The 21685-nt window shown below is 68.5% G+C and carries 22 protein-coding genes; 6 read left to right on the top strand and 16 right to left on the bottom strand.

Annotated features, from left to right (window positions below; genetic code table 11):
* Positions 1 to 41 precede the first annotated feature (41 nt).
* Entirely contained in the window at positions 42 to 965 is a 924-nt protein-coding gene (locus tag CP984_RS40440; protein ID WP_003979232.1) for an endo-beta-N-acetylglucosaminidase H, read from the top strand.
* A 751-nt stretch (positions 966 to 1716) separates the two neighbouring features.
* Here CP984_RS40440 and CP984_RS40430 read toward each other — a convergent pair.
* The 4 genes from CP984_RS40430 to CP984_RS40420 form a co-directional block, all read right to left on the bottom strand.
* Positions 1717 to 2106: a GerW family sporulation protein gene (locus CP984_RS40430; protein WP_003979231.1), complete on the bottom strand. Its 390-nt coding sequence runs from the start codon at positions 2104 to 2106 to the stop codon at positions 1717 to 1719.
* 1161 nt (positions 2107 to 3267) lie between these two features.
* Positions 3268 to 3480, bottom strand: a complete 213-nt coding sequence (locus CP984_RS41710; protein ID WP_050498887.1) for a hypothetical protein — start codon at positions 3478 to 3480, stop codon at positions 3268 to 3270.
* A 697-nt stretch (positions 3481 to 4177) separates the two neighbouring features.
* Positions 4178 to 4330, bottom strand: a complete 153-nt coding sequence (locus CP984_RS41705; RefSeq protein WP_156100307.1) for a hypothetical protein — start codon at positions 4328 to 4330, stop codon at positions 4178 to 4180.
* A complete protein-coding gene (locus CP984_RS40420; RefSeq protein ID WP_129820939.1) occupies positions 4327 to 4590 on the bottom strand; it encodes a hypothetical protein in 264 nt (87 codons plus the stop codon). The genes CP984_RS41705 and CP984_RS40420 overlap by 4 nt, the downstream gene beginning before the upstream one ends.
* A gap of 104 nt (positions 4591 to 4694) precedes the next feature.
* On the opposite strand from CP984_RS40420, the gene CP984_RS40415 reads away from it, so the two are divergent.
* The gene (locus tag CP984_RS40415) at positions 4695 to 5189 is read left to right on the top strand and encodes a protein-tyrosine phosphatase family protein (RefSeq protein WP_030182138.1); all 495 of its coding nucleotides are present in this window, start codon (positions 4695 to 4697) and stop codon (positions 5187 to 5189) included.
* A gap of 203 nt (positions 5190 to 5392) precedes the next feature.
* On the opposite strand, the gene CP984_RS40405 is transcribed toward CP984_RS40415, so the two are convergent.
* Positions 5393 to 5902, bottom strand: a complete 510-nt coding sequence (locus CP984_RS40405) for a hypothetical protein (protein ID WP_078587037.1) — start codon at positions 5900 to 5902, stop codon at positions 5393 to 5395.
* A 1017-nt stretch (positions 5903 to 6919) separates the two neighbouring features.
* Between CP984_RS40405 and CP984_RS40400 the strand changes: the two genes are divergently transcribed.
* Complete coding sequence (locus CP984_RS40400) at positions 6920 to 8008, top strand: hypothetical protein (protein WP_003979224.1); 1089 nt, start codon at positions 6920 to 6922, stop codon at positions 8006 to 8008.
* A gap of 190 nt (positions 8009 to 8198) precedes the next feature.
* On the opposite strand, the gene CP984_RS40395 is transcribed toward CP984_RS40400, so the two are convergent.
* Positions 8199 to 8543 carry a hypothetical protein gene (locus CP984_RS40395; protein ID WP_030182144.1) on the bottom strand — a complete coding sequence of 115 codons (345 nt, stop codon included), beginning with the start codon at positions 8541 to 8543 and terminating at the stop codon, positions 8199 to 8201.
* A 415-nt stretch (positions 8544 to 8958) separates the two neighbouring features.
* On the opposite strand from CP984_RS40395, the gene CP984_RS40390 reads away from it, so the two are divergent.
* On the top strand, positions 8959 to 10293 hold the full coding sequence (locus CP984_RS40390; protein WP_003979222.1) for an NAD(P)/FAD-dependent oxidoreductase: 1335 nt from the start codon (positions 8959 to 8961) through the stop codon (positions 10291 to 10293).
* Between the two features lie 217 nt (positions 10294 to 10510).
* Here CP984_RS40390 and CP984_RS40385 read toward each other — a convergent pair whose 3' ends face one another.
* The 3 genes from CP984_RS40385 to CP984_RS40375 all read right to left on the bottom strand — a co-directional run bounded on the left by CP984_RS40385 (position 10511) and on the right by CP984_RS40375 (position 12750).
* The gene (locus CP984_RS40385) at positions 10511 to 11176 is read right to left on the bottom strand and encodes a DUF1345 domain-containing protein (RefSeq protein ID WP_030182147.1); all 666 of its coding nucleotides are present in this window, start codon (positions 11174 to 11176) and stop codon (positions 10511 to 10513) included.
* Between the two features lie 300 nt (positions 11177 to 11476).
* The gene (locus CP984_RS40380; protein WP_003979220.1) at positions 11477 to 11893 is read right to left on the bottom strand and encodes a RidA family protein; all 417 of its coding nucleotides are present in this window, start codon (positions 11891 to 11893) and stop codon (positions 11477 to 11479) included.
* Between the two features lie 26 nt (positions 11894 to 11919).
* The gene (locus CP984_RS40375; protein ID WP_003979219.1) at positions 11920 to 12750 is read right to left on the bottom strand and encodes a phytanoyl-CoA dioxygenase family protein; all 831 of its coding nucleotides are present in this window, start codon (positions 12748 to 12750) and stop codon (positions 11920 to 11922) included.
* Between the two features lie 98 nt (positions 12751 to 12848).
* Between CP984_RS40375 and CP984_RS40370 the strand changes: the two genes are divergently transcribed.
* On the top strand, positions 12849 to 13520 hold the full coding sequence (locus CP984_RS40370) for a TetR/AcrR family transcriptional regulator (RefSeq protein ID WP_003979218.1): 672 nt from the start codon (positions 12849 to 12851) through the stop codon (positions 13518 to 13520).
* Positions 13521 to 13615: 95 nt separating this feature from the next.
* Here the strand turns inward: CP984_RS40370 and CP984_RS40365 are convergent, their stop codons facing one another.
* From CP984_RS40365 to CP984_RS40335, 6 genes are all read right to left on the bottom strand, one after another.
* Entirely contained in the window at positions 13616 to 14908 is a 1293-nt protein-coding gene (locus tag CP984_RS40365; protein ID WP_030182165.1) for a flavin monoamine oxidase family protein, read from the bottom strand.
* A 110-nt stretch (positions 14909 to 15018) separates the two neighbouring features.
* Positions 15019 to 15174 (bottom strand): hypothetical protein, encoded by a 156-nt coding sequence (locus CP984_RS40360; RefSeq protein WP_226048759.1) that lies wholly within the window; start codon positions 15172 to 15174, stop codon positions 15019 to 15021.
* Positions 15171 to 16115, bottom strand: coding sequence for a C45 family autoproteolytic acyltransferase/hydolase (locus tag CP984_RS40355; RefSeq protein ID WP_003979216.1), 945 nt, complete (start codon positions 16113 to 16115; stop codon positions 15171 to 15173). Before CP984_RS40355 ends, CP984_RS40360 begins: the two co-directional genes overlap by 4 nt.
* Positions 16116 to 16441: 326 nt before the next feature.
* Positions 16442 to 17035: a hypothetical protein gene (locus tag CP984_RS40350; RefSeq protein ID WP_003979215.1), complete on the bottom strand. Its 594-nt coding sequence runs from the start codon at positions 17033 to 17035 to the stop codon at positions 16442 to 16444.
* 573 nt (positions 17036 to 17608) lie between these two features.
* Positions 17609 to 18178, bottom strand: coding sequence for a hypothetical protein (locus tag CP984_RS40340; protein ID WP_129820938.1), 570 nt, complete (start codon positions 18176 to 18178; stop codon positions 17609 to 17611).
* Positions 18179 to 18222: 44 nt separating this feature from the next.
* A complete protein-coding gene (locus tag CP984_RS40335; RefSeq protein WP_226048758.1) occupies positions 18223 to 18954 on the bottom strand; it encodes a hypothetical protein in 732 nt (243 codons plus the stop codon).
* Positions 18955 to 19316: 362 nt separating this feature from the next.
* Here CP984_RS40335 and CP984_RS40330 point away from each other — a divergent pair, with 362 nt between their 5' ends.
* Positions 19317 to 20141 (top strand): lipase family protein, encoded by an 825-nt coding sequence (locus CP984_RS40330; RefSeq protein WP_003979212.1) that lies wholly within the window; start codon positions 19317 to 19319, stop codon positions 20139 to 20141.
* Between the two features lie 50 nt (positions 20142 to 20191).
* On the opposite strand, the gene CP984_RS40325 is transcribed toward CP984_RS40330, so the two are convergent.
* Positions 20192 to 21646 (bottom strand): CoA transferase, encoded by a 1455-nt coding sequence (locus CP984_RS40325; protein WP_003979211.1) that lies wholly within the window; start codon positions 21644 to 21646, stop codon positions 20192 to 20194.
* Between the last annotated feature and the right edge of the window lie 39 nt (positions 21647 to 21685).

Here is a 21685-nt window from a genome sequence, read left to right as displayed (position 1 = left end):
CAGGTCGGGCGCCGGCCCCTACGACGGGAGACCGATCCCCCATGTTGCATCTGATACGCCGCAGAGTGCGGACGGCCGCACTCACGCTCTCGGCCATCGCGGCCCTCGCCATCGGCGCCACCGCCCCGACCGGCGCGGCAGCCGCCACCACCCCCGCTCCCCGGAAGCAGGGACCGACCTCGGTGGCCTACGTCGAGGTGAACAACCACAGCATGCTCAACGTGGGCAAATACACCCTCGCCAACGGCGGTGGCAACGTCTTCGACGTCGCCGTGATCTTCGCAGCGAACATCAACTACAACACGGACACGAAGGCGGCGTACCTGCACTTCAACGAGAACGTGCAGCGCGTCCTTGACAACGTTGCCACCGAGGTTCGGCCGTTGCAGCGGAAAGGCATAAAGGTCACTCTCTCGGTACTCGGCAACCACCAGGGCGCGGGCTTCGCCAACTTCCCGTCGCAGCAAGCGGCTTCGGCGTTCGCGAAACAGCTGTCGGACACCGTGACCAAGTACGGCCTGGACGGCATCGACTTCGACGACGAGTACGCCAAGTACGGCACCAACGGCACCGGCCAGCCCAACAACAGCTCGTTCGTGCACTTGGTGACGGCGCTGCGCGCCAACATGCCGAACAAGATCATCAGCCTCTACAACATCGGCCCGTCCGCGTCGCGCCTCTCCTACGGCGGCGTCAACATCTCCTCCAAGTTCGACTACGCCTGGAACCCGTACTACGGCACCTGGCAGGTCCCCGGCATCGCACTCCCCAAGTCGAAGCTCTCGCCGGCGGCTGTCGAGATCGGCCGGACCCCGCAGAGCACGACCACCGACCTCGCCCGCCGCACCGTCCGCGAAGGGTACGGCGTATATCTCACGTACAACCTCGACAACACCGACCGCAGCGCCGATGTCTCCGCGTTCACCAGGGAGTTGTACGGGAGCGACGCTGTGTATAAGCCCTAAGGCGACCGCACGACCCGGTGTACGGAGCCGCCGTGGGCACACCACGAGACCCTCACCGTCGCCACCGGTATCCCCCGCCCGCGTGCGGAAGGTGGCCGAGCTGGTGCGCGAGCACCAGCTCGACCATCACGTTCCTGGGAACGCCCATGCCGCCCGCAGTCCCGCTCGGCGGGTACGCCAGCACCCACCGTATGGGCGCGCCCGGCCGTCTCCCCCGCCGAAGGCGTGCCGCGGTACGTACGGCGACTGGGCAAGCATCCGCAGGCCGTACCCGAGACGTCGCAGAGCCCGGGCGACGACCCGGTAGGGGCCTGGATGACCGGCGGGCGCCCGAGGCGGGGCATGCGCCACACGGTCCGCCGGCACATCGGCCTGCGGGTGGAGCGGGCGATTTCGTTGGTCATGAGAGCGCGCAGAATCGTTCGGGACTACGAGCGACTCATCTCCCACAGCGAGGCCCACCTCACCTGGGCCTTCATCACTGTCATGGTCAGCCGCCTCACTCTGCCTCCCCGCTTGGCTGCATCCCGTCGAGCCTGTGATCGGAACCGTTTTCGTTGCCGGGGCATGGCCTCGCCGAGGGAGCCGGCGCTGACCTCGGCACACCAAGGCATGCCCCCGTACTTCACTACCGCCAGACCAGCCCGATGTCGTTCCACTCCGGGCTGCGCTCGACACGGAGGCTTCTGAGCATGGCGACCTTCCCAAGGGAGGCCCACATTCAACTTCGCCGGGCCAGGGCGGCCCTGCTTCAGTGCCTCCCGCGGCGCGCCAAGTAGCGCAGGATCGCCGCTCCGGCCAGGGCACCGCCCGCTAGCGGTACGAGTACGTTCACCCAAGGATCGCGGATGGGCTTGTACCCGGCCTTGCCCTCTTTGATCTCGATGAAGCCGAGCGGCTTTGCTTCGACCCCGCCGCCGACCACACCGTCCTCACCGGCCTGCTGACCGGTGTTACCGCCGAAGCCGAACCCGATCCGTGCCACGGGGATCACAGTGATGTCCTGGCTCGCGATGGGTTCACCGAACACGACGGTGCCCGGTGCCCGGCGGCCGAGCTTGTCAGCCAGTTGCTCCAGCAGAACGGCAGAAACGTGGTCTGCCGCCCTCGCTTCCAGCGAGGCGTTCTCGGGGGCGGTCATCGGGAGCCGCCCTCAACCGGGCTGAGGGGGTTCATGGCGGCCGGAAAGGGGATTCGGTTCTCGGCAGCAATGGCTATGCAGTCCACCACAGTGACGGTACACGCGGCTGTGATCAAAACCGAGTGAACGTCGCCCAGATCATGCCCCAGCAACGCGACCGACTCCGAGCCTTAGCGAGGAACCGCACCCAAGCCGCGTAGACAACCCGGCCGACCGGCCGCCGTCGGCGGCATTCCGTGCAGAAGCGGCCCCGTCAGCGCGAGGGGCCGGCCTGCCAGGTCGAAGCTCGTCTCGCGATCGCTGCCGGTACCAGGAGAGACCGACACGTTGACGCCTGAGCGGGTAATGGTCATCGAACAGCCGACAGTTCTCCCCGACCAGCCCACGCTTCCTCATCCGACCCCTGCCATGCCTGCATCCGACGCCCCTTTACCCTCCGGCCATTTCAGAGGGCCACGGCTCAAGGAGATACGACACAGCTCCTAAACGGTCCAGGCCGGCACCGTCTTACCGGTGCCGTCAGGAGCGGAAGGTGACGGGTACGCTCTGCATGTGTGCTGGTGCCCTGGCCGGGTGGCTCGTCAGCCTCTAACCGCACCGCGTGGTGTTGAAAGGATCATGCGTTGACAGACCACCCCAAGCGCCTATGGCCCGTATTCACAACAGGCTTAGCTCTACTGCTCCTTACCTCCCTTGTGCGCGGTGTGTGCTGGGTGCTCGCCTCTGACCACATGCAAAGCGGGCACCACGACGGCGATAACAACACGCCTGGCGAAGCCATAGGCGCCAGCCTGCGGCACAAGGCATGGAGTGTTTATCAGGGCACGGCAACGGCTGCCTTGGCCATCGTCGGTGTCACCGTTTTGTGGGCAGCCATCGTAGTGTGGGTGAATCGCCGGGCCCGTCAGTAGATTTCCACCATTCTGCGACGCCCATCAATGGCCCCGGGTCGCATGTGCACCTGTAGCTCGCCCTTCTGGGCAGGCAGCGCGCAGCGGGTGTGCGACCGTGGCTCGCCAGGCCGGGCAGAGCGGACCTCCAGCCGCGCCTGGTCCTCGGCTGGCGCGGCCAGATACAAAGCCGCCCGCTTCAGGTCGCTGCCGAGACGGCAGGTCGGCAGCAGCGCAAGATCGCTCCCCTCCTGCACGGCGGGCCGAGCGTTCAGTGCGTGCGCGGCGGGCGCATGCGGGCCTGGAGCAGGGTGCTGCGGGTGAGCTTCGTGCCCTGTTCGCGTTCCTCGTTGAGCAGCGAGACCAGTCCCTTGGAGGCATTGAAGTGTTCGCGCAGGTTGACGGTGGCGCCGAGGTCGTCCAAGAGGGTGTCGATGACCGTCGCGGCTTCGCTGGGCTGGTCGCCCAGCCGTTGCCCCACCACAGGTGTTCGGTCGGCGTGCAGGGCGCGGGCGGACGTGCCCGTCGCTGGTGGTGATCCACACGGTGTGATGCAGCACGGCTGAGGCGAGTCCGCGCCGTTGGCCGGAAAGAGCAGCGGCGCGTAGAACCGCCAAGTGGGCTTGCCGCGGTCCGGAGAAGTGCGCAGGACGGGCATGTCGGGAGCGGGTCGAGGAAGAACGCGTCCACGCGGTCGTCGTCGGCGAGCACGGCGTGAGCTGCGGTCGGATCGCACATCGCCAGACGGCGGGTCCACGCTCGATGACGGTGCCGGGCCGGTCGGGCACTTCGGTCAGCGCTCCGTACGGCAGCAGGTCCGGCTCACGGCCGACGGCGACCTCCAGCGCCGCGACGGCGTCGGGGTGGCTGCTCAGGGCGAGCTTGCGTCAGCCGGCCTGGAGAGCCTGGCAGTCGTCGACGAGGAGCAAGGGGTAGTGAATGGTGTCGAGCCAGCGCCGATGATGACGGCGTTCGGCTTCTCGCGCTATTCTCGTTCGCCGAATATCTCATTGTCGTGCACGACGCTCGTGGTGCGCCCGTTGCGGATGTCGTTGGCCATGTCCGGCAGGGCGGTCCGCGAGTCGGCATCGAAGACATCGTTGCGCGCGGCGCGCGCAGGGTCTTCTCGTCGACGCTGGGCGGGACTTCGGCGACGGTCCGCGGCGCGCCGGGCTCCCACTTCACTTGTTGATCAGTTGGGGCAGTCGCAGCAGATAGGGCCACCAGGGCCGGGCCTGGCCGGCGAGAGCAGCGACGTCGCCCCATTCGGCCTCGTACTCGATCCCTGGGTGGGCGGTGTCGGCGGCAACCAGAGCGGGTCCGGTGAAGCTCATGTCCCCGTACGGGGCGCAGACGGTGATACCCCGTCCGGATTCCCGGTCTCGACCAGGGCGGAGGCAACGTCCGAGGCGCCCCCTCGATCGTCATTGTGCACCATGCGGATGATGCCCAGGGTGGTGTGCCGGTCCAGCGCCGGCCCCTTGACCGTGTCCTGGCGTTCGGCCCACTGGCTGGGGGCCACGGAAATGGAGCAGTACGAGGGCCCGTTGGACTTCGTCGAAATCTGCTGGTTCAGCGCCGCCTGATCCAGCACGCCCCGGTGCCCTCCCGAACTCCCGGAAGGGGCGCCACCTTGCCTCGCGATGCCTCTCGGCATCGACGGTTTTCCCATATCACCAAGCCGAAAGTGTTGCTGACATGCGCCCTGCCCTCTTCACCATCGGGCTTCCCGGCCCGGGACGACTGAGCACCATGGCCAGACCCCGCGGTCATGACTGGCTCGAAGACGAGATGACCGCGCTCAAGAACTGCGGCGTCGACGTCCTGGTCTGCGCGCTCACCGAGCCCGAACGCGACGAACTCGGCCTCGCCGACGAGCCCCGGACAGCCACAGCAGCCGGGCTGCAGTTCGTCGCGATACCCATCCCCGATCGCACCGTCCCCGACCGCACCACGATCCTTCCCGCTCTGCGCAGCCTCGCCGAAGCGCTGCACGACGGCGCCCACATCGTCACCCACTGCCGAGCCGGCATCGGACGCTCGTCCCTCCTCGCAGCCTCGCTCCTCATCCTCAACGGCGTCACTCCCGATACCGCCTGGAGCCAGATCGAAAAGGCTCGCGGACTCGCCGTCCCGGACACCGCCGAACAGCGAGAATGGACGATGAAACTGCTGGCCAAGGACGGTACATGAGGCTGCTGGTGTCAAGGAGTGCTTTGCCTCGACCTGATCCCCCCCACCAGCAAGCGCAAGAGGCAGAAGGAATCGGTGGCCAGCATCTATCGGGCGCTCGCCGAGTACGCAAGCGCGAGGCGTACCCCGAAGCTGTCGAGCAGGCCCACGCAGACTTCGCGTCGCCCGCCACCAGCCTGAACCCACGGGTCCACCGGTCTGCTTCAGGTCCGTCCATCCGCAAGTTCGGCGGAAACACGAGGATGCCGTGCAAGCCGCAGAGCTTCGGCCGTGACATCGGCGTCGACCTGTGCCGGTGTTCTATCGCTGTATTCGAGAACGTCGTACTCGTCGTCCAGCTCGGCGAGTCGCTCGGCCAGAGGCAGCTCGTGCCCGAAGCACTGGTGAATCCGGAAGGCCAGCTCACGTGGCGTCAGCTCGTCGGCCAGCATCCGGGCGGCAAGCGCTCGTGCGGCGGCTTCCTGCCCGGCAACACTGCCCACTGTGTAGAAGGTGAGGCCCAGTTCGTCGAGTGCCGGGGGAAGGAGATCGGGGACGTCGTAACCCGCCTCCGCGCGTGTGCACGCCGCCAGGATCTGTAGGGCAGGACTGTCCAGGCCGGCAACGAGTGCATCACAGGCAGCCGTGACGACGTCGGCTGCGGAGATCTCACCCATGCTCCAGAGAACCGCACGGTCCTGAAACCGGCGGGCTGCTGATTCGGTCGACGGCATCTGTCCATGATCTCGCCAGGGCCTGATCATGTCGATTCGGTTTCACTACCGGCGACCGCGACGAGGCCTTGACGCTCACCGGCTTCCACTACACCTCGCGCTCCCAGCTCCCCACTCGGGCCGGCCGGAATGTTCGTGTTCCGGACCGCCTCCGGCACGGCCGTCGCCGTGTCGGGGGCTGCCCTCACACGATGTCGCCATAGCCCCGCGAAGGTGGGGTCGTAGCGGGTCCTGCCCAGTCGGCGCTGGGATGTGGGCCGCCTCGCCGACCCAGGCGCCGTTCTCGGTCGTCAGCGACACCGGCAGGACAGCGGGCGAGAGCCGGATACGGTCCTCACCCTCCGCCTCGCCCAGCGCGGACACGTCGGTCATCGGCACCCGCATCGCGGTCGGCGGCGGCCTGTCGCATCGCCGCACCGGCCGCGCGCCCCCGTGGCAGGCCCGGCCTCAACGTCCGTACGGACGTCGTCCGGACAAGCTGTGATACTGGGCGAGACCCCATGCATGCATGAGAGATCAGCGCGGCCGTACTGACTCAGCGGGCCGAGGACCGGGAACTTGGCCGGGTTGGCGCTCAGTGCTCCACTTCCTGCCGCGGTGACGGGGTTGGCGCGTGCCCCGGGGCGACTGACGCGGGATGCGCCGAAGGCCCGGTAGAGGGGAACCCTGCCGACAGCCGCCGGAGTGGCGTTGGCGAGCGCTACCGCCGTCGCTGTGGCCGTAATCGGCCCCCGCTGGGCCGCGAACAGGTCGTCCTACTTCGAGCGTGTACGCGGCGGACCTTACGTACGCCGATGGAGGCCCCCGCCCGTGCCGGCGAACAGCGCGGCGACCTACCCGCTTCACCCACTGCCCGGCAGGTCAGCGGCCTGCTCATGCGATCATACGGGCGGATTTCGATCGACCAGTGCGCAGTCAACCGATCAGGCGGGCGAGCGATCGAGTCATCGGGTGTCGGGCAGTCGAGCGAGAACGGAAGTGCGTGTGAGCGGAGCTGGGGGGCAGGACGGGTCGTCCGTGTCCGAGGAGGAGTGGGAGCGGTTCCTGCGTGAATCGGTGGCGGGTGCGGCCGGGGCGCCGGTGGAGCCGTCGGCGCGTGCCCGTGAGGTGGAGCGGCGGCTGCGGGAGCGTGCCGGGCAGCCCGAGGGCTGGCGTACGTACTCACCGGCCCGGCCCCACCGCAAGAAAGGCTGGTACGTGGTCGGGCTGGTGACGGCCCTGGCCCTGCTGGCCGTGGGGCTCTTCCCGCAGCAGGTCGTCGGCTGGTTCGGCGGCGACGGCGGGCAGGACGGGGCGCCGTTGGCCGCCGAGTCGGAGAACCCGCGGGAGGCACCCGGCGCCGAGCCGGATCTGCGTCCCACCCTCGCCGAGCCGTTCCGGGGTTCGCCTGCCGCCCGCTGGGCCGACGGGGCGGCGGGGATCACGGTGCCACCGGCCAAGGCGACCGGCTGGATGGACGCCGCCCAGGTCGAGCGGGCGCTGCGGCAGAGCCGGGACTTTCTGGTGGACGCTGGGCTCGACTCCCGTGTGCTGCGCGGCGAACGGCCCACGAAGGCGATCGCGCTGCTGAACCCGCACCAGGCGGACGTCCAGGAGTATCTGCGTACTGCCCTGTCATCGACGGCGCCCACTTCCGAGACCGACCCGCTGCTGTTGTTCAGCCGCTTCCGGCCGGAGCAGGCCCGGCTGGTCGGTGACGTGGTCAAGACGCGCGGCCGGCTCACGTACCAGGAAGGGAAGCGGGGAGCGGTCGAGGTGACGGCGGACGTCACCTTTGTGTACCCGGTCACCCCGGCGGGCGACGGCGGGCGGGACGCCGAGGTCGTCCGTACGATCGCGCGGCGCAAGGTGGTGATGAGCTGGGACAACCCGGCCAAGGTCATCACCGAGCCGGGCACGATGTCCCTCGTCTCGTACGCCCTCGACATGACCAACGGCGGCTGCTCCGCCCCGACCGGCTACTTCGTGCCGTCCTTCGGTACGGCCGCCAAGCAGCCCACCGACAAGGCCCACCAGGTCGACCCGTACGACCGCAGCAAGCCGATCGGCGCGGGCAACGGTACGACGGCCCCGAGCAACGACTGCGCGACCGCCACCCGCTCCTAGAGCCTGGCGTTTGTGGGGGATGGTGGTGCCGCGATTCTGGATGGGACGGTTGTTTTGATACGTCCCACTGAGGGACTGGCCGCCCGGCTTCTTGCCGAACGGCCAGCGCGTCCGGTCGCAGGTACGCGACACCCGCGACGGCAATGACCGCCGCGTACAACCTGGTGCGGGTTGCCTCTGTCCCCTCGCGTCAGCTGAAAATGACCGAGCGCAGCTTCAGGCGCTCGGAGGCCCCGCCGGTGCGTGGCCGGAGGCGGAAGGAGTCGCCTTCGCAGTCGGTGCCGGTGAAGACCGTCGCCCAGGCGTCGGTGCGGTTCTGTGGCGTGTGGCCGGGCTGGGGGTTGTCCTCGCCGACACCGTGGAGGTTGATGCACCGGTCGCTGGGCGGGTTGTCGAGGAAGCCGCTGGCTTCGAACCCGTCGACGGTCTCGTAGGAGTAGCGGAACTGCCCGGATGCCGCCGAAGCGGAACCGGGGACGGCGGCCAGGAGCAGGGCGGCGCCGAATACGGCGGTGAAGGCGGAGCGAAGACGCATCAACGGGTCCTCCTGCGGGTGGGAAAGATACCGCGTCCACCTCTGCCCGTCCCCGCCGGTGCGCATCCGTGCATCACTCCTACGGAGGACGGGAGAAACGATCCTGCTCGGCCCGGACGGCGTCGGCGGTTACGGGGGTGGCGGGGCGCACCGCCCGTAACCGGTAGGCGGCTGCTCCGTAGTACTCACACCTGCCACACGAGGGCGGCCGCCATGGTCGCCTATTCGATCTGCCGCTACAGCCCCTGACCGGACCAGCCTTGCCCAGGCGGGGCACGCCCACAGGCAGCACGGTTCCGTGACCGTGACGCGGTCGACCGCGGTCACCATTTTCCGTAACGCATGTTGTGAAAATTCGTCCGGCTCGATACGGTGCCGCCATCTTCTGTACGCAGAACGGGAAGCCGGGATCAACATGTACGACGTTGCAGCGAGCGGGGCCGGCTTCGCCGGCGTGACGTACTCGGCGTTCAGCGGCTGGGCCGACCGGCCCGGCGACTTCGCGCCGATGCTGGAAGGGGAGCTCACGTGCGACATCGCCGTGGTCGGGGGCGGTTACGCCGGCATAGCGGCGGCGCTGCGGCTGGCCGAGCGAGGTGCCGATGTCGTACTGCTGGAGTCCGGGTTCTGCGGATGGGGCGGCAGCTCGCGCAACGCCGGATACCTGTCGAACGCGCTGGCAGGCGACCCGCAGCTGCTGAACATGCTGTACGCCCGCCGCCTGCCGCATCTCATCCGTTACGCGGACAGCGCGGCCCGATTCACCGAAGAGCTGATCGGACGGCTCGCCATCGACTGCGATTACGAGCCGACGGGCAACGTCATCGCCGCCGTCTCCCCGGGCCAGCTCCGGCGCACCCGGCGGAACGCCGAGATCCTCCGGGGCGCGGGGGCGGACGTCGAGTTCGTCGAGGGGCGTGACTTCGGCCTGCCGCAGACGTTCCTCGGCGGCGTCTTCGAACGGGCCGGCGGGCTGTTGAACCCCGGGAAGTTCGCGCTCGGTCTGCGCGAGGTGCTCCTCGCATCGGGCGTACGGACGTACGAGCGGACCACCGTACGCGCCGTCGAGCCCCATGCCACGGGAGCCGTCGTCAGCGTGCCCGGCGGCCGCGTCCGCGCCGAGCGGGTCATTCTGGCCACCAACGCCTACTCCCGCGACCTCGCGATCGCCCCGAAGCGGATGGTTACACCTATCTGGACCAGCCTGGTCGAGACCGAACCGGTCGACCCCGAACGCCTGGCCGCGACCGGCTGGACGAGGCGCGTCGGCATCATCACCCCGCACACGATCCTGGAGAACTACCGGCCCACGCCACGCGGCACGGTCATGTTCGGAACCCGCCGGCTGCGGACCGCGCCGGGAGCGCTGGGCGTCCGCGAGCCGGACGACGCGGTCGTGGCGGACCTCGTCCGCGGCTTCCACGAGCGGTTCCCGTCGCTCAGCGACATCGCGCCGCAACGCGCCTGGGGCGGGTGGATCGCGATGACGTCGTCGCTGCTGCCGGTCGCCGGAGAGGCGGCGAAGAACGTCTTCTACGCCATCGGTTGCAACGGCCACGGCCTCGCCCAGTCCCCCTACCTCGGAACGCTGCTCGCCGACCGGCTCGCCGGCGACCGGATGCACGATGACCTCGCCGCCGTATGGCGCGCGCGGCCACGCTTCGCTCCGCCCGTCCTCAGCGCGCCGACGCTGCACGCCGCCTGGACGGTCGACCGCATCGCGGATCGCTTGCATCGGCGTAGGGCCTGAGGACCGTTCGCGGGACGGGCCTTATGCCGCATCCGGCGCCTCAGATCGATGGGGTTAGCCCGGTGAAGCCTCGGACGGGTGCGCGTTCAAGGCGGCGGCGAGCCCCGGCTCACCGCCGCCACCATCCAAGACCATCCGCCCATTGACCACCCGCACTGCGACAACAGCAGGGGCACGTCTGCTGAGCCAAGAAATCAAGCACAGGCATGCTGGCGGGTCAGCGGTGCCCCAGCGCGGACACCAGACTCGCGACCGTAACGGTGTTGAAGACAAAGGCGATGACCGTGTTCGCCGCCACGGTCCGTCGCATATCCCGAGAGGTCACATTGACGTCGGTGGTGCCGAACGTCGTCATCGCCGCCAATGCGAAATAGACGTAGTCGGCCCAGGCCGGCGAATCCTCGCCGGGAAAGTCGAGAGCCTGCTCGTTCTCTACGAGGTTGTCGGCCTGGAAGGTGACCGCGAAAGCCACCACCACGCAGACCCAGGCCACGATCACGAGAGCGAGAGCCACCAGCGTGCGCGGGAGCGCGGAGAAGGTGGTGCTGAGGTGGCCGGGAAGCCACAGCACCGCCACCACCAGCGCGGCAGCCGCGATGAAGAGGGACGCCCCGGGCCCGGGTGCGGTGCCGATGACATAGCGCTGCATGAACGTGCCACGAGCTTCACGATGTGCCCACGAGCGGACCTGTTCCGGAGTGGAACCCAAGAAGGCTGTCAGGGTGAGCGCGAGGTAGGGAAGCAGGTAGGCGAAGAATACGAGTACGCCGACATCCGCTGTCGAAATCCGCACCACGCTGTCCATGGGAAGGATTACTGCCGCGCAGGCCGCGATGGCCAGGCTTACCGCCGAGCGGCGCCCTTCGGAAAGCCAGCGATGCACGGACGAGCCTTTCTGGCCGGTCGCCGTATGACGGGGGCGCTGAATGGAAAGGTCGCAGCTGATCTTATGGGGTGACTCCGGTTCCTGGGCGGCAGCATGGAGAGCGTGTCTCGTTTATGATCCGAACAGGGGCCCAGGCACCCGGCAGATATCCCACACCGCGCCGCCCGCACCACGCGGTGGCGCGGCGCGGGCGGCATCGAACACTTGCCGAGGCCTTGCCCGAAGGAACAGCGGCGAAGCCAACGACTTCCGCAACGACCGCCCACCCACTCCTCAGCCGGCCGGTGAACGCCCGTACTAACTCCCATCGACGTGATCGCCGCAACCCACCACAGCAACAGCACGTATCTCCACCAGCAATTCGGGAAGAGCCAGCTGCTCCACTCCGACCGCGGTCCACGAGGGGTAAGGGGCGGCAATGTACTCGTCCTTGACCCGGCTGAAGGCGTCCATGTCGCCGCGCAGGTCGGTATGGAACGTGGTGAGCTCGACAATGTCCTGCAGGCCCGCTCCCCCGGCTTCCAGGGCAGCCCGTACGCCTTCGAAGGCCAGCCGGGCCTGGGCGTCCATTCCGTCGGCCGGCGTCATCGTGGAGACGTCGATCCCGACCTGGCCCGATACCCAGATCGTGTCGCCGACGCGGGTCGCCTGCGAGAAGTGCAGCCTGTCGTACAGCATTCCGGTGGGAGGCGGGTTGACCGACCGGCGTGTCATTCCGTGAGACCTCATCGCGGGCCCGGTCAGACGAGCTGACGGAATACGGGCGAGCGGAACGGGTCGCCTGCGTTCAGCTTCGCCATCTCCTCCACAAAGAGAACGCCGTTCCGCGCGAAGTGCTTGTTCTCCTCCGGGAGAGGACGGAACGTCGCGTCGTCACCGAAGAAACGCAACACCAGCGTGTGGCGCTCCGGGCACGCGGCATCGACATGCGCGCCGCCATGCAACGCGCGGGGATGCAGCACAACGACATCACCCGGTTCGGTCGCCCAGGAAAGCACGTCATAGGCGTCGGGGTCGCGCGCGAGTTCGGCGTCGATGTCCGGCAGGCGCGGCAGTTCGCCACCGCCGTGGAGGGGTTCGGTCGGGTCGTCGGGGTTGGCGAAAGTGGCCCCGTCGTACTGGGTGCCGTGGCGGGAACCGCGGATGATTTCCAGCGAGTTCGCTTTCGGGAGTGCCTGGAAGCTGATCCACGCATTCGCCCAGTGATCACCGGCCCAGGGCAGGTACGCGGTGTCCTGGTGCCACGCCGTACGGGCACCTCGTCCGCCGGCCTTGAGGAATATCTCCTCGGCGAAGTACCACACGTGCCGCGAGCCCCACAGATCGGCGAACAGCCGGCCGAACGGCAGCGCCGGGACCATCGCGTCCAGCCGGGGCTTGGCGAGCGGGTTGGCGTTGTCGACGTGCGACTGCTGCTCGGTCCCGTGGAACATGCGCGACGCGTTGGGCCCGGGGTGTTCAACGGCCCAGTCGTACGCCTCCCGGCACTGCGCCAACTGCGCTGCGTCGAGGCAGCCCTTCATGAGGACGGCGCCGTCGTTGCGAAATGCTTCCCTCACTGACTCCTGCATGGGTGTTCCTCCCGTAGGTCAGGTGGTGGCAGCACCGTAGCGAGCCCTCAGCGTTTTACACAACAGTTGTTACGTTAATTGTGTGGCAGAATCACAGGGTGTCCGACAACCCGACCCGACCAGCGAACAACGATGCCGGAACCGGGCCTGCCGCGCGGCGCGGCCGCCCGGCAGGCGACCGCGCGGCGAAACGGGCCGAGCTGCTCAAGGCGGCGGCCTCGGTGATCGCGCAGGAGGGCTACGCCAACACCTCGCTGCGCAAGGTGGCCCACCGCGCGGGGTGCACGACCGGAGCGGTGACGTACTACTTCGCGAACAAGGAGGAACTGGTCACCGCGTTGGCCGAGAGCCGGTTCGACGGCTTCGACGCCATGCTCGCGGCCGGCCGGGACCAGCCCGACATCCGGGCGATCCTTGAACGGTGGCTGCTCCGTACCACGGACGATCCCGAGTTCTGGCCCGTGATGTCCCAGCTGCTCGTCCACGCACGGTACGAACCGGCTTTCGCCGCCGTCATCGAGCGGCGCTACGCCCGGCACCGCAGCGCGCTGGCCTCGCTCCTCTCGGCCGGACAGGCCCAGGGGACCATCCGCGACGACATCCCCGCCGACCTGCTCGCCGACCAAATCGGCGCCATCGGCGACGGCTGGATGATGATGTTCCCCATCGAGCCCAAGAGGTTCACACCGGGCCGGGTCCAGGCCCTCCTCGATGCCGCCATCACCTTGATCGCCCCGCCTCCGGGCGCCCGCCGCGCGGCCGACTCGTAAGCGACGAGCTTGATGCCGGCCATCCGCCGTACGGAGGGGCGGATGGCCGGCGCCGGTCGGCCGCGGCCCACCCCTGGCCGCTCGAACGGGTACGGTCAAGCGCCGTCACCGGCCAGAGCCCGAGCAATTCCCCGGGCCGCCTGGGCTCCGGTCTCGATGGCACCGTCGATGCCGCCGACGCCGATCGCCGCGATGTCACCGCCGGCGAAGCGGATGCGTCCGTGGGACTCACGCATCAGGGGCACGGCTTGGGTCAGGTTCCCTGGCCGGTGATGCGCCCAGGCGCCCTGTGAGAACGGATCCGACACCCAGTCATGGCAGGCGGTGTCGACCACTTCGATGCCGGGGACGAAGGCCCGCAGGGCGCGTTGCACCGCCGCGCGGTCATCGCCGTCGATCGCCGAGGCGTCGGAGCAGAAGCACATGACGAGGGTGTCCCCGTCGTGGTGGTATTCCGTCCTGGCGGCGTTGACGGGGTGCTTGCCGACCGGAGCCCCGGCGGCGAAGGGCGCTATCTCGCCCCGGACCCGCACCCAGAGCTTGAGCGCCTTCACCGGGTGCTTCTGCTCGATCATGGTACGCACCGGCTGAGCCACCGCAGGGGTGATGGCCACGTCGCCCAAAGTGTTGAGCGGGAGTGCGACGACGGCATACCGCGCCCGGACGCGGTCACCCTCCCGGGTGGTCACGGTGACCCCGGCCCCGTCATCCTCGATCGCCGTCACCGGCGTGGACAGGCGAAGCTCGGCCTTCGACTCACCGGCGATGGCGTCGAGCAGCCGCTTGGTTCCGCCCGCGATGGGCCAGGCTCCGGCGGTTTCGAGGAACGCGCCCCAGTCGCCGAAGGTGGTCGCGGCCCACAGGAGGAACTGGGCGATGCCCTGCTCGCTGTAGGAGTGGACCAACGACGCCAGCATGCCGTCGAGCACGTCCCGGTCGTACGCGGACAGGTTCAGCGCGTCGAGCCGGTCCCCCAGCGTCTCCTTCTCGATCGCGCCGGTGTCGGCGGCGGCAAGGTCGAACGGCTGCGGGAACCGGGCCCGCGCGTCGTGCAGGTAACGGGCGATCAGCGGGCCGCAGAGGCTCGCGTACTCGGCCGCCGTACCCGAATGCACGGTGCCGTCGGCGAGCCAGTGCACCCTCTCGGCCTCCATCGGCGCGGACAGGCCCATCCCGTAACGCGTCAGTTCGCGCCAGATGTGCGGCTGGGTCCAGTGCGCGTACGCACCACCGAACTCCACCGAGCGACCGAACGCCTCACCCGTGTAGGTCCGGCCTCCGATCCTGTCGCGCGCTTCACACAGCACCACCGAGTAGCCCTCGGCGCTGAGATCGCGCGCTGCGACCACACCGGCGAAGCCGGCTCCGACCACTGCGACGTCGTACATGTTGATCACGGCTCTCCGTCCTGAGTACAGCGGATGGCGGCACCGTATCGAGCCGTGCGAATTCACACAACACTCGTTATGAGAAATGCTGCCATGCCGCTGGCGCCGGGCTACTTGCGGGGCGCGGTCGTGGGGGGCCGTTCGGCGTAGCGGTTGAGGTGCGAGATGCCCCATCGGTAGGCGATCGTGCCGACGGGGTCGCTGGAGGCGAGGATGTCCTTACGTATCCGGTCGACCGGCCGAGCAGGAGTCCGGAAGCCTCTCAACTGGCCCGGTTCAAGGTCACGGTGCGGGATCCGGGTACGAAGTCACCGAAGGACTGTTGCCAGGACTCACCGGGCCAGTAGTACGTCACTCGGCCCTCGACGGGGCGGTAGCGGGCCGTGTAGAGCGTTCCCACCCCCTGCTCGTCGACGGATCGATACAACGGCGGCTTCAGCATCGCCGCCACGTCCGCACCCGCGGCGCGAATGGCGCGCAACCGCTCCTGCGTCCGCGAGGCCCGCTCCTGCTCGTCGGTCACCGGCAGATGCTGGTGATTGGCGGCGCAGGCATCCGGCGCCACCGTCGGCGACATATCCGGCCCCACGAACACCGTCACCGCCTTCGCGGCATCGACAAGGGTGAGGTTCTGCGGGACGGCGACCGGCAGGGACCGCAGCCTGCCGACCGCCTCATCGACGGTGTCGCACGTCTCCAGCAGGTAGCGCACCACGATGAGAATGGCGAAGCCACGTCCGTAGACGGAACGTCCGCCGAAGGTGAGCGAGACCGCGAGACCAGCGTCGTTCATCCCGTCCAGCAACCCCCACAGCACGTCCTGCATCCCGATCACGGGGCGCAGGAAGCAGGAGGAGACGATGGTGCCCTCACACTGATCGGGCGGGAAGTCGTAGTTGCGCAGCAGAGTGCCGTTCCGGCCGATCTGGGTGCAGGCCGGGGAGAACGGCCGCAGTGCCGCATGGGTGAGAAAGGCTCGGGCCTCGGGCCGGTCGAGTTGGACGGCCAGGCGGTCCAGAACCGGCATCAGTTCCGGCATGTGCGTACGGAACAGCGCGCGAACACGGTCCGCGCCCTCCGGAGTCCGGCCCTCCTCGGTCAGCAGTCCCTCCATGTCCTGCCACAGGGTCCGGGCATGGGCGGCCCACCGCCCGTCGCCGCCGTCACCGACCTCGATCGCCTGGAAGGTCTTGTGCTGGTTCCGCATGGCTGCCACTCCCCCTGTGAGAATCGGATGAGACGAGGGCAACCTAGCTAATTGTGAAGGTAATTCACCAGGTGGTCGCGATCGGCGACGGCCAGGCGCTGAATCCGATGAAGCCGGGGGCAATTCGACCTCGCCCGCGGGGTCGCCGTTCACGTCCACGTCCCTCGGCGATCTCCACCTGCCATTCGCCGTGTGCCTGAGCCGTGGTCACTGGCGGTGAAACACGAAGATCTCCGGTGTGGTGAGCGTAAATGTCTTCACCACGGCGGAGGTCTTCGAGAACTGCCACTGTCGGGCCGTTTCCGCGGCAGCCCTCCCCGCGGGTCTCAGCCCTCGCGGGGGTAGAAGCTGCCGCCGGCATCGCTGTTGACCGTGCAGTCCGTGCCGTTGTAGCGGCTGACGAAGCTGCCGGTGATACCGGTGAACGCGTCGTACGCATGGTCCATGGGCAGGTCTTTGTGCACCCTGAACCGCAGTTTCACGTGGACGGACTCGCGGGGCTTCAGCGTCTTCGGGGCGGGTATGGTGCCGCGGGGTTTTCCGTTGGCGTCCTTCAGCGTCTTCCAGTCGTGTTGCGTGGTGTCCCAGTACTGCAGATCGCTGTACGGGCTCAGGTCGAGCTCGCCCTCGTTGTAGACATAACTGAGCACCTTGCCACTGAGTTCGAACGACTTCATTTCCTTCGCCGAGGCGTTGGTGAGTGTGGCGGTGTAGGTCGTCCAGTCCGCGCCAAGAGTGATCGAGGCGGGTACGCCGAACGAGCGGCCCTCGAAGGCGTTTCCACCGTTGGGATCCCCTACGTCGGAACACTTCGACAGGTCCGCGGCAGGGGCTGCCTGGGAGGCGGGCGCAGCGGCCATCGCCATGGGGAGCAGGGCGGCGGCCGCTGCGGCGGCCGTCAGAGCGCGGCGCATCTTCATCCAGCATTCCTTTCGAATTGCAGGTGCCCCGCAGGCACTGCCAGCCGTTACGAGAGACCGGTCAGGGGTGGTGGATCCGGACGACCTAGAAGTCGGGACGGGCCTCCGGGTACCTCTCGCCGCCGTCACCTCCTTGTTCACCCTTCAATCTCTGAGCCGGCCCCGCCCAGAGCTGTTCTCGGCTTACGCCGTCGACGTTAAATGCGAGGACGGCCTCACAGCGCTGTTCGGGCGCGATCTACGTAGCGCATTACGCAATTCCCGCCTAGAGGAGCCAGGCGCTCGCGGTGTGCGCAGGTCCTTCGCCCCGACCGTTCGGGCTCGGCAGCGCGGGCGACGCCGGGAAAGCCGCCGTACTTGCAGGTGGTTGCTCTTGTTCCTCAGCACAATGCTGGTGGTCATTCCGCCGCTGGCGTTCGGGTCGGGGACCGAGTCTTCGTCGGTAGCGTCCGAACCGGAGCAGGGGCGGGCCGTACGAACGGTGGCGCTGCAGCCCATTTCGCCCCCCGAGACAGTTGGTGCCGTTGATTCCTCGGGACGTCACCTACTCTCTCCGGGGCCACTGGCGCACAGCTACCGCTGCGCTGCTCGGGCCAGGAGCGTTACGGCCGCCTGTTGCTTGCGATGCAGCGCCTCCACCTCTGTGCGGAGTGCACGGATACGTACGGTCATGCGCCATCTGACCTGCCACGGGTGCCACAGCGCCTGGAGCAGAAGCTGGGCCGTCGCCTCCCGGTACTCGGCACATGCGGTCATCAGCTCTTCGAGCGACTCGCCCAGTATCCCGCCGACGCGCTGGTCCGCGAGCCGGATCACCTCGCACTGCAGGGCACGCTCCTCGCCGCCTCCCGCGAAGTCCAGAACCCTGCGCGGTATGCCGGCTGAGAGCGACGCCACCACGAGACCCGCGACGGCTTCGCGCAGCGTACGCTCCGCATCGCTGCCGTCCTCCAGCACTGCCGAAAACCCGAGCTCGCCTGTGGCCGACAGCTGACCGCCCCCCATGTACGCGGCGGGGCGTCCGGTGCGGCGCGGCACGATGTCACACACCCCGGCACGGACCAGCCACACGCGTTGAAGCTGGTCCATCACAGCGGAACGAAGTTGACGACGCTCGTGATTCCTGGAGATGTAGGCGGTCACCGCGGCACCTACCACACCGCCGGCCGTGGTGTACGCCAATTCCATCAGGCCTGGCAACGGTCCGCCTCCCCCTGGCGCTGGTCCTGGTCGGGGGCCGTGATACCCAGGTCGACACGCATGACGTGACGCATGGCCCATAGGGGGTCCCACAGCTTGTCCAAGCCCTCCCGGGCGGCTTCCAGGCTTTCTCCGTCGCGGGCGGTGTTCCCATGGGGGCGCATCAACAGGCCGTACAGGTCGCCGAGGTAACGATTCGCCGTACTGGCGGCTCGGGCCACGCCGTCAGGCAGGATCATCTGGGCCTCGGCGTGCCGCAAACGGTGGTCGCGGCGTGCCCGGTCCAGGTCCGACCGCAGTTCCTCGGTCAGCTCGCCTTTCTCCAAGGCGTGCAGGACTTTCGCCATCACGTTGGCCAAGTCGCGGGTACCGGCGCTGAGAGCGGCATAACAGGTGCGCCGCTGTTCCATCTGCGCCTCATGGGCGGCGTATTCGCGTTCTTCTCGCTGGAGTTGCCTCGTATGCTCCAGCTCGCGGGTCCTGGCCCGGTCGGCACCGCGCTGTGTGATCACGGCGGCTGCGAGCGTCCCACCGATGCCCAGTATCGCGATCACGACCTGACTGATTGAGCTGTTCAATCTTTCCCCCCGGCTCCGATCGGCTCGCCGGGACTGTACCGCTTGCAGGGGCTCATCGACGGGCAGTACGGCGGTGGCGGCCACGTAGGTTGAGCAGGGCCGATAGCCGGTGACGTCGATGCTCTTGTAGAAGATGACCATCAGCTGGAGTAACGCCGCCCCGAGCCAACGGACCCGATGCACCAGCACCCGCCCCCCTTCTGCTGAGACCGCACCGGCATCCACACGATCGGCGGAGCCCGTACGGGCCCAGCCTCACCCGGGACGACGGTCGCTGACCTACCCGCCTCCAGCCCGGCCCCGTACATGGGTAAGACGACCGCCTGGTGCGGCTCACAGCTACGCAGCCCCGGGCGTACCACCCGGCGTACCACCCAAAAGAGGGAACAATGCGTCAGATCGCGGGGCACTGCGCACAGATCACGTGAACGGCACGACAGAACGCGCGCCACAAGGCACCGGTGTGCGGCACGGCCGTCGAACCGAGCGAAAGGACCGTCCCCGTGAGCGCACCGCCCGCGATCGACCACCGTTCCACCAGCGGCTACAGCCTCCCGTTGGCCTACTGGCTGGCCCGGGCGTCGGACCTGGCCTACAAGGACGAAGCCACCATCGAATCGCAGGTACGCGACTGGGGCTTCGACCAGGTGCGCCACCACCAGACGCGGTTCACCCCACCGTTCCCGCTGGAGGACACCCAGGCGTACACCGCCGCCGGCGACCACATGATCATCACTGCCTTCCGCGGCACGGAACCGGCGCAGATCCGCGACTGGCTCTCGGACACCACCACTCCCCCGTGGCCCGGCCCAGCCAAGACCGGCTACGTCCACTACGGCTTCGCCGAAGCTCTCCAGGCGATCTTCCCGAGCCTCAAGGACGCCCTGGCCGAACTGCGCACCAACAACCAGACGGTGTGGTTCACCGGCCACAGCCTCGGCGGCGCCCTGGCGATGCTCGCCGGGGCGCGGATGTACCTGGAGGAGCCGAAACTGCAGGCGGACAGCATCTACACCTACGGACAGCCCCGCACCTGCGACCGCACCCTGGCCGACGCCTACAACAAGGGTTTGAAGGGCCGCGTGTTCCGCTTCGTCAACAACAACGACATCGTGCCGCAGATGCCGCCCGAGCCCGCCTTCACCCACGTCGAAAGCCTGAGGTACATCGACTCCGCCGGCAAGATCCACGAATCGATGAGCCTGATGGGCGGCCTCACGGACCGCGCCAAGGGACTGACCGCAGACCCCTTCGCCCCCGCCTCGGACGGCGTCCGCGACCACTCCGTCAAGCGCTACATCGCCGCCATCGAAGGCAACCTCACCTGACCGGCTGACCGCACGGCCACTGCATCCCTCCCATACGTGCCCTCCCGGAATCAGCGCGGAATCCACTCCGGCCGCGAACTGCCCAGGCGCGGGGTCGTCCTCGACCAGTGGGGCGGCGTCCCGGACATGCGGATGACCGGGCCGAGGCTCTTGAGGTCGCCGTACGCGGTGGCGTCGTCGGCCACCGCGTAACGTGCGAACTCCTCGGGGTCGAGTCGGCCAGCAGCGTCCTCGAAGCCGCTGATCAGGCCCTGTCGCTGGACGAGCATCGCGGACTGGCAGAGGGACACCTGGACGCGGTACGTGCCGCCTTTGCGGGCGCGGCGGGCGAGGGCGAGCATGGCGCCGAAGCTGCCCAGGTAGCCGGTGAGGAAGTCGCAGAGGAAGACCGGTGTCAGTTGTGGGCGGCCTGCTTTCGTCGCCTGGCCCTGGATGTCGCAGACGCCGGTGACCGCCTGAGCCACCTGGTCCCAGCCGGCCCGGGCCCCGAGCGGGCCGCCCGAGCCGAAGCAGTTGACGGTCACGTACACCAGCCCCGGGCGTACGGCCGCGAGGTCGCTCGGGCCGAAGCCGTGCGCCTCCATGCGGTGCGGACGGTAGCCCTCGATGAACACGTCAGCGTCGGCGACGAGTTCGCGCAGGCGCGCTGCCTGGTCCGGCTGGGTGAAGTCCAGGTAGGCGCTGCGCTTGCCATGGCTGGTGTCGCGGACGAACGGCGGTACCTGGGGAAGGTGCGGCGCGGTGACCATGAGCACATCAGCCCCGTGCTCGGCCATGCCCAGGGCGGTGGTGGGGCCGGCGAGGATACGGGTCAGGTCGAGCACGCGGATGCCCGCGAGCGGCTCGGAGCCGTCGGGCAGCGGCTCGGGGGCGCTGTCACCGATCTTGGTGATCTCGACGACCGGGCGCGCGGCGAGGTAGGCGCCCTGCGGGTGCGCCAGCCACTCCGGCGTGGTGCGGACGACGCCACCGCACGCGTCGGCGGCGGCGATCGCCTCATCGAGATCGTCCGCCTTCCACTTACGGACCGCAGCCTCGACCGAGGCGGGGGTGGCCTCGCAGTCCAACACGTCCAGCACGCGCCGTTCGAGGTGCGGAAGGTTGAAGTGGGGCACGAACCAGAGGTCGTCGGCGGTCCGCCAGGGCTGGGTGAGCGATGCCATGTGCTCGACATCCGGCGAGACCGGGATGGGCCGGTATGCCCCCGCCGCGTCGCGCGCGAGTGTCATGTCCTCGCCGCCGAGGGCCGTGGCGGCCGCGGCCCGTACATCGACCCCGATCTGCTGCCGCAGGCCCGTACGCAGTTCCCAGAGATCATTCGCCGCAACCGCGCGGGCCGCCAACGCGTCGGCGAGCGTCCGGCCGATGCGGAACGGCGATACGAACAGCGGGTCGGAACCGCTGATCGTCACCTCGCCGGGCGCCGGCCGCTCGCCGCCGCGGAGCGCCATGAGTTCGTCGAAGGCGCGCGGGTTGGTGCGCGGGGTGGTGCGTGTGTCGTTCATGGGTGTTCCTCGGATCGGATCGGATCAGTCCTGTCCGCC

Source organism: Streptomyces rimosus (genome assembly GCF_008704655.1).
In the GTDB taxonomy this organism is placed as follows: Bacteria; Actinomycetota; Actinomycetes; order Streptomycetales; family Streptomycetaceae; genus Streptomyces; species Streptomyces rimosus.
Note: the sequence above shows the minus strand (reverse complement) of the source record. Positions and strands in the feature narration are given on the sequence as shown.

What these genes read in the sequence shown, in the direction of transcription:
- CP984_RS40440 (WP_003979232.1), top strand. Translation starts at nt 42, where the DNA reads ATGTTGCATCTGATACGCCGCAGAGTGCGGACGGCCGCACTCACGCTC.
- CP984_RS40430 (WP_003979231.1), bottom strand. Translation starts at nt 2,106, where the DNA reads ATGACCGCCCCCGAGAACGCCTCGCTGGAAGCGAGGGCGGCAGACCAC.
- CP984_RS41705 (WP_156100307.1), bottom strand. Translation starts at nt 4,330, where the DNA reads ATGAGCTTCACCGGACCCGCTCTGGTTGCCGCCGACACCGCCCACCCA.
- CP984_RS40415 (WP_030182138.1), top strand. Translation starts at nt 4,695, where the DNA reads ATGCGCCCTGCCCTCTTCACCATCGGGCTTCCCGGCCCGGGACGACTG.
- CP984_RS40405 (WP_078587037.1), bottom strand. Translation starts at nt 5,902, where the DNA reads ATGCCGTCGACCGAATCAGCAGCCCGCCGGTTTCAGGACCGTGCGGTT.
- CP984_RS40395 (WP_030182144.1), bottom strand. Translation starts at nt 8,543, where the DNA reads ATGCGTCTTCGCTCCGCCTTCACCGCCGTATTCGGCGCCGCCCTGCTC.
- CP984_RS40390 (WP_003979222.1), top strand. Translation starts at nt 8,959, where the DNA reads ATGTACGACGTTGCAGCGAGCGGGGCCGGCTTCGCCGGCGTGACGTAC.
- CP984_RS40380 (WP_003979220.1), bottom strand. Translation starts at nt 11,893, where the DNA reads ATGACACGCCGGTCGGTCAACCCGCCTCCCACCGGAATGCTGTACGAC.
- CP984_RS40375 (WP_003979219.1), bottom strand. Translation starts at nt 12,750, where the DNA reads ATGCAGGAGTCAGTGAGGGAAGCATTTCGCAACGACGGCGCCGTCCTC.
- CP984_RS40365 (WP_030182165.1), bottom strand. Translation starts at nt 14,908, where the DNA reads ATGTACGACGTCGCAGTGGTCGGAGCCGGCTTCGCCGGTGTGGTCGCA.
- CP984_RS40355 (WP_003979216.1), bottom strand. Translation starts at nt 16,115, where the DNA reads ATGCGGAACCAGCACAAGACCTTCCAGGCGATCGAGGTCGGTGACGGC.
- CP984_RS40350 (WP_003979215.1), bottom strand. Translation starts at nt 17,035, where the DNA reads ATGAAGATGCGCCGCGCTCTGACGGCCGCCGCAGCGGCCGCCGCCCTG.
- CP984_RS40335 (WP_226048758.1), bottom strand. Translation starts at nt 18,954, where the DNA reads ATGGTCATCTTCTACAAGAGCATCGACGTCACCGGCTATCGGCCCTGC.
- CP984_RS40325 (WP_003979211.1), bottom strand. Translation starts at nt 21,646, where the DNA reads ATGAACGACACACGCACCACCCCGCGCACCAACCCGCGCGCCTTCGAC.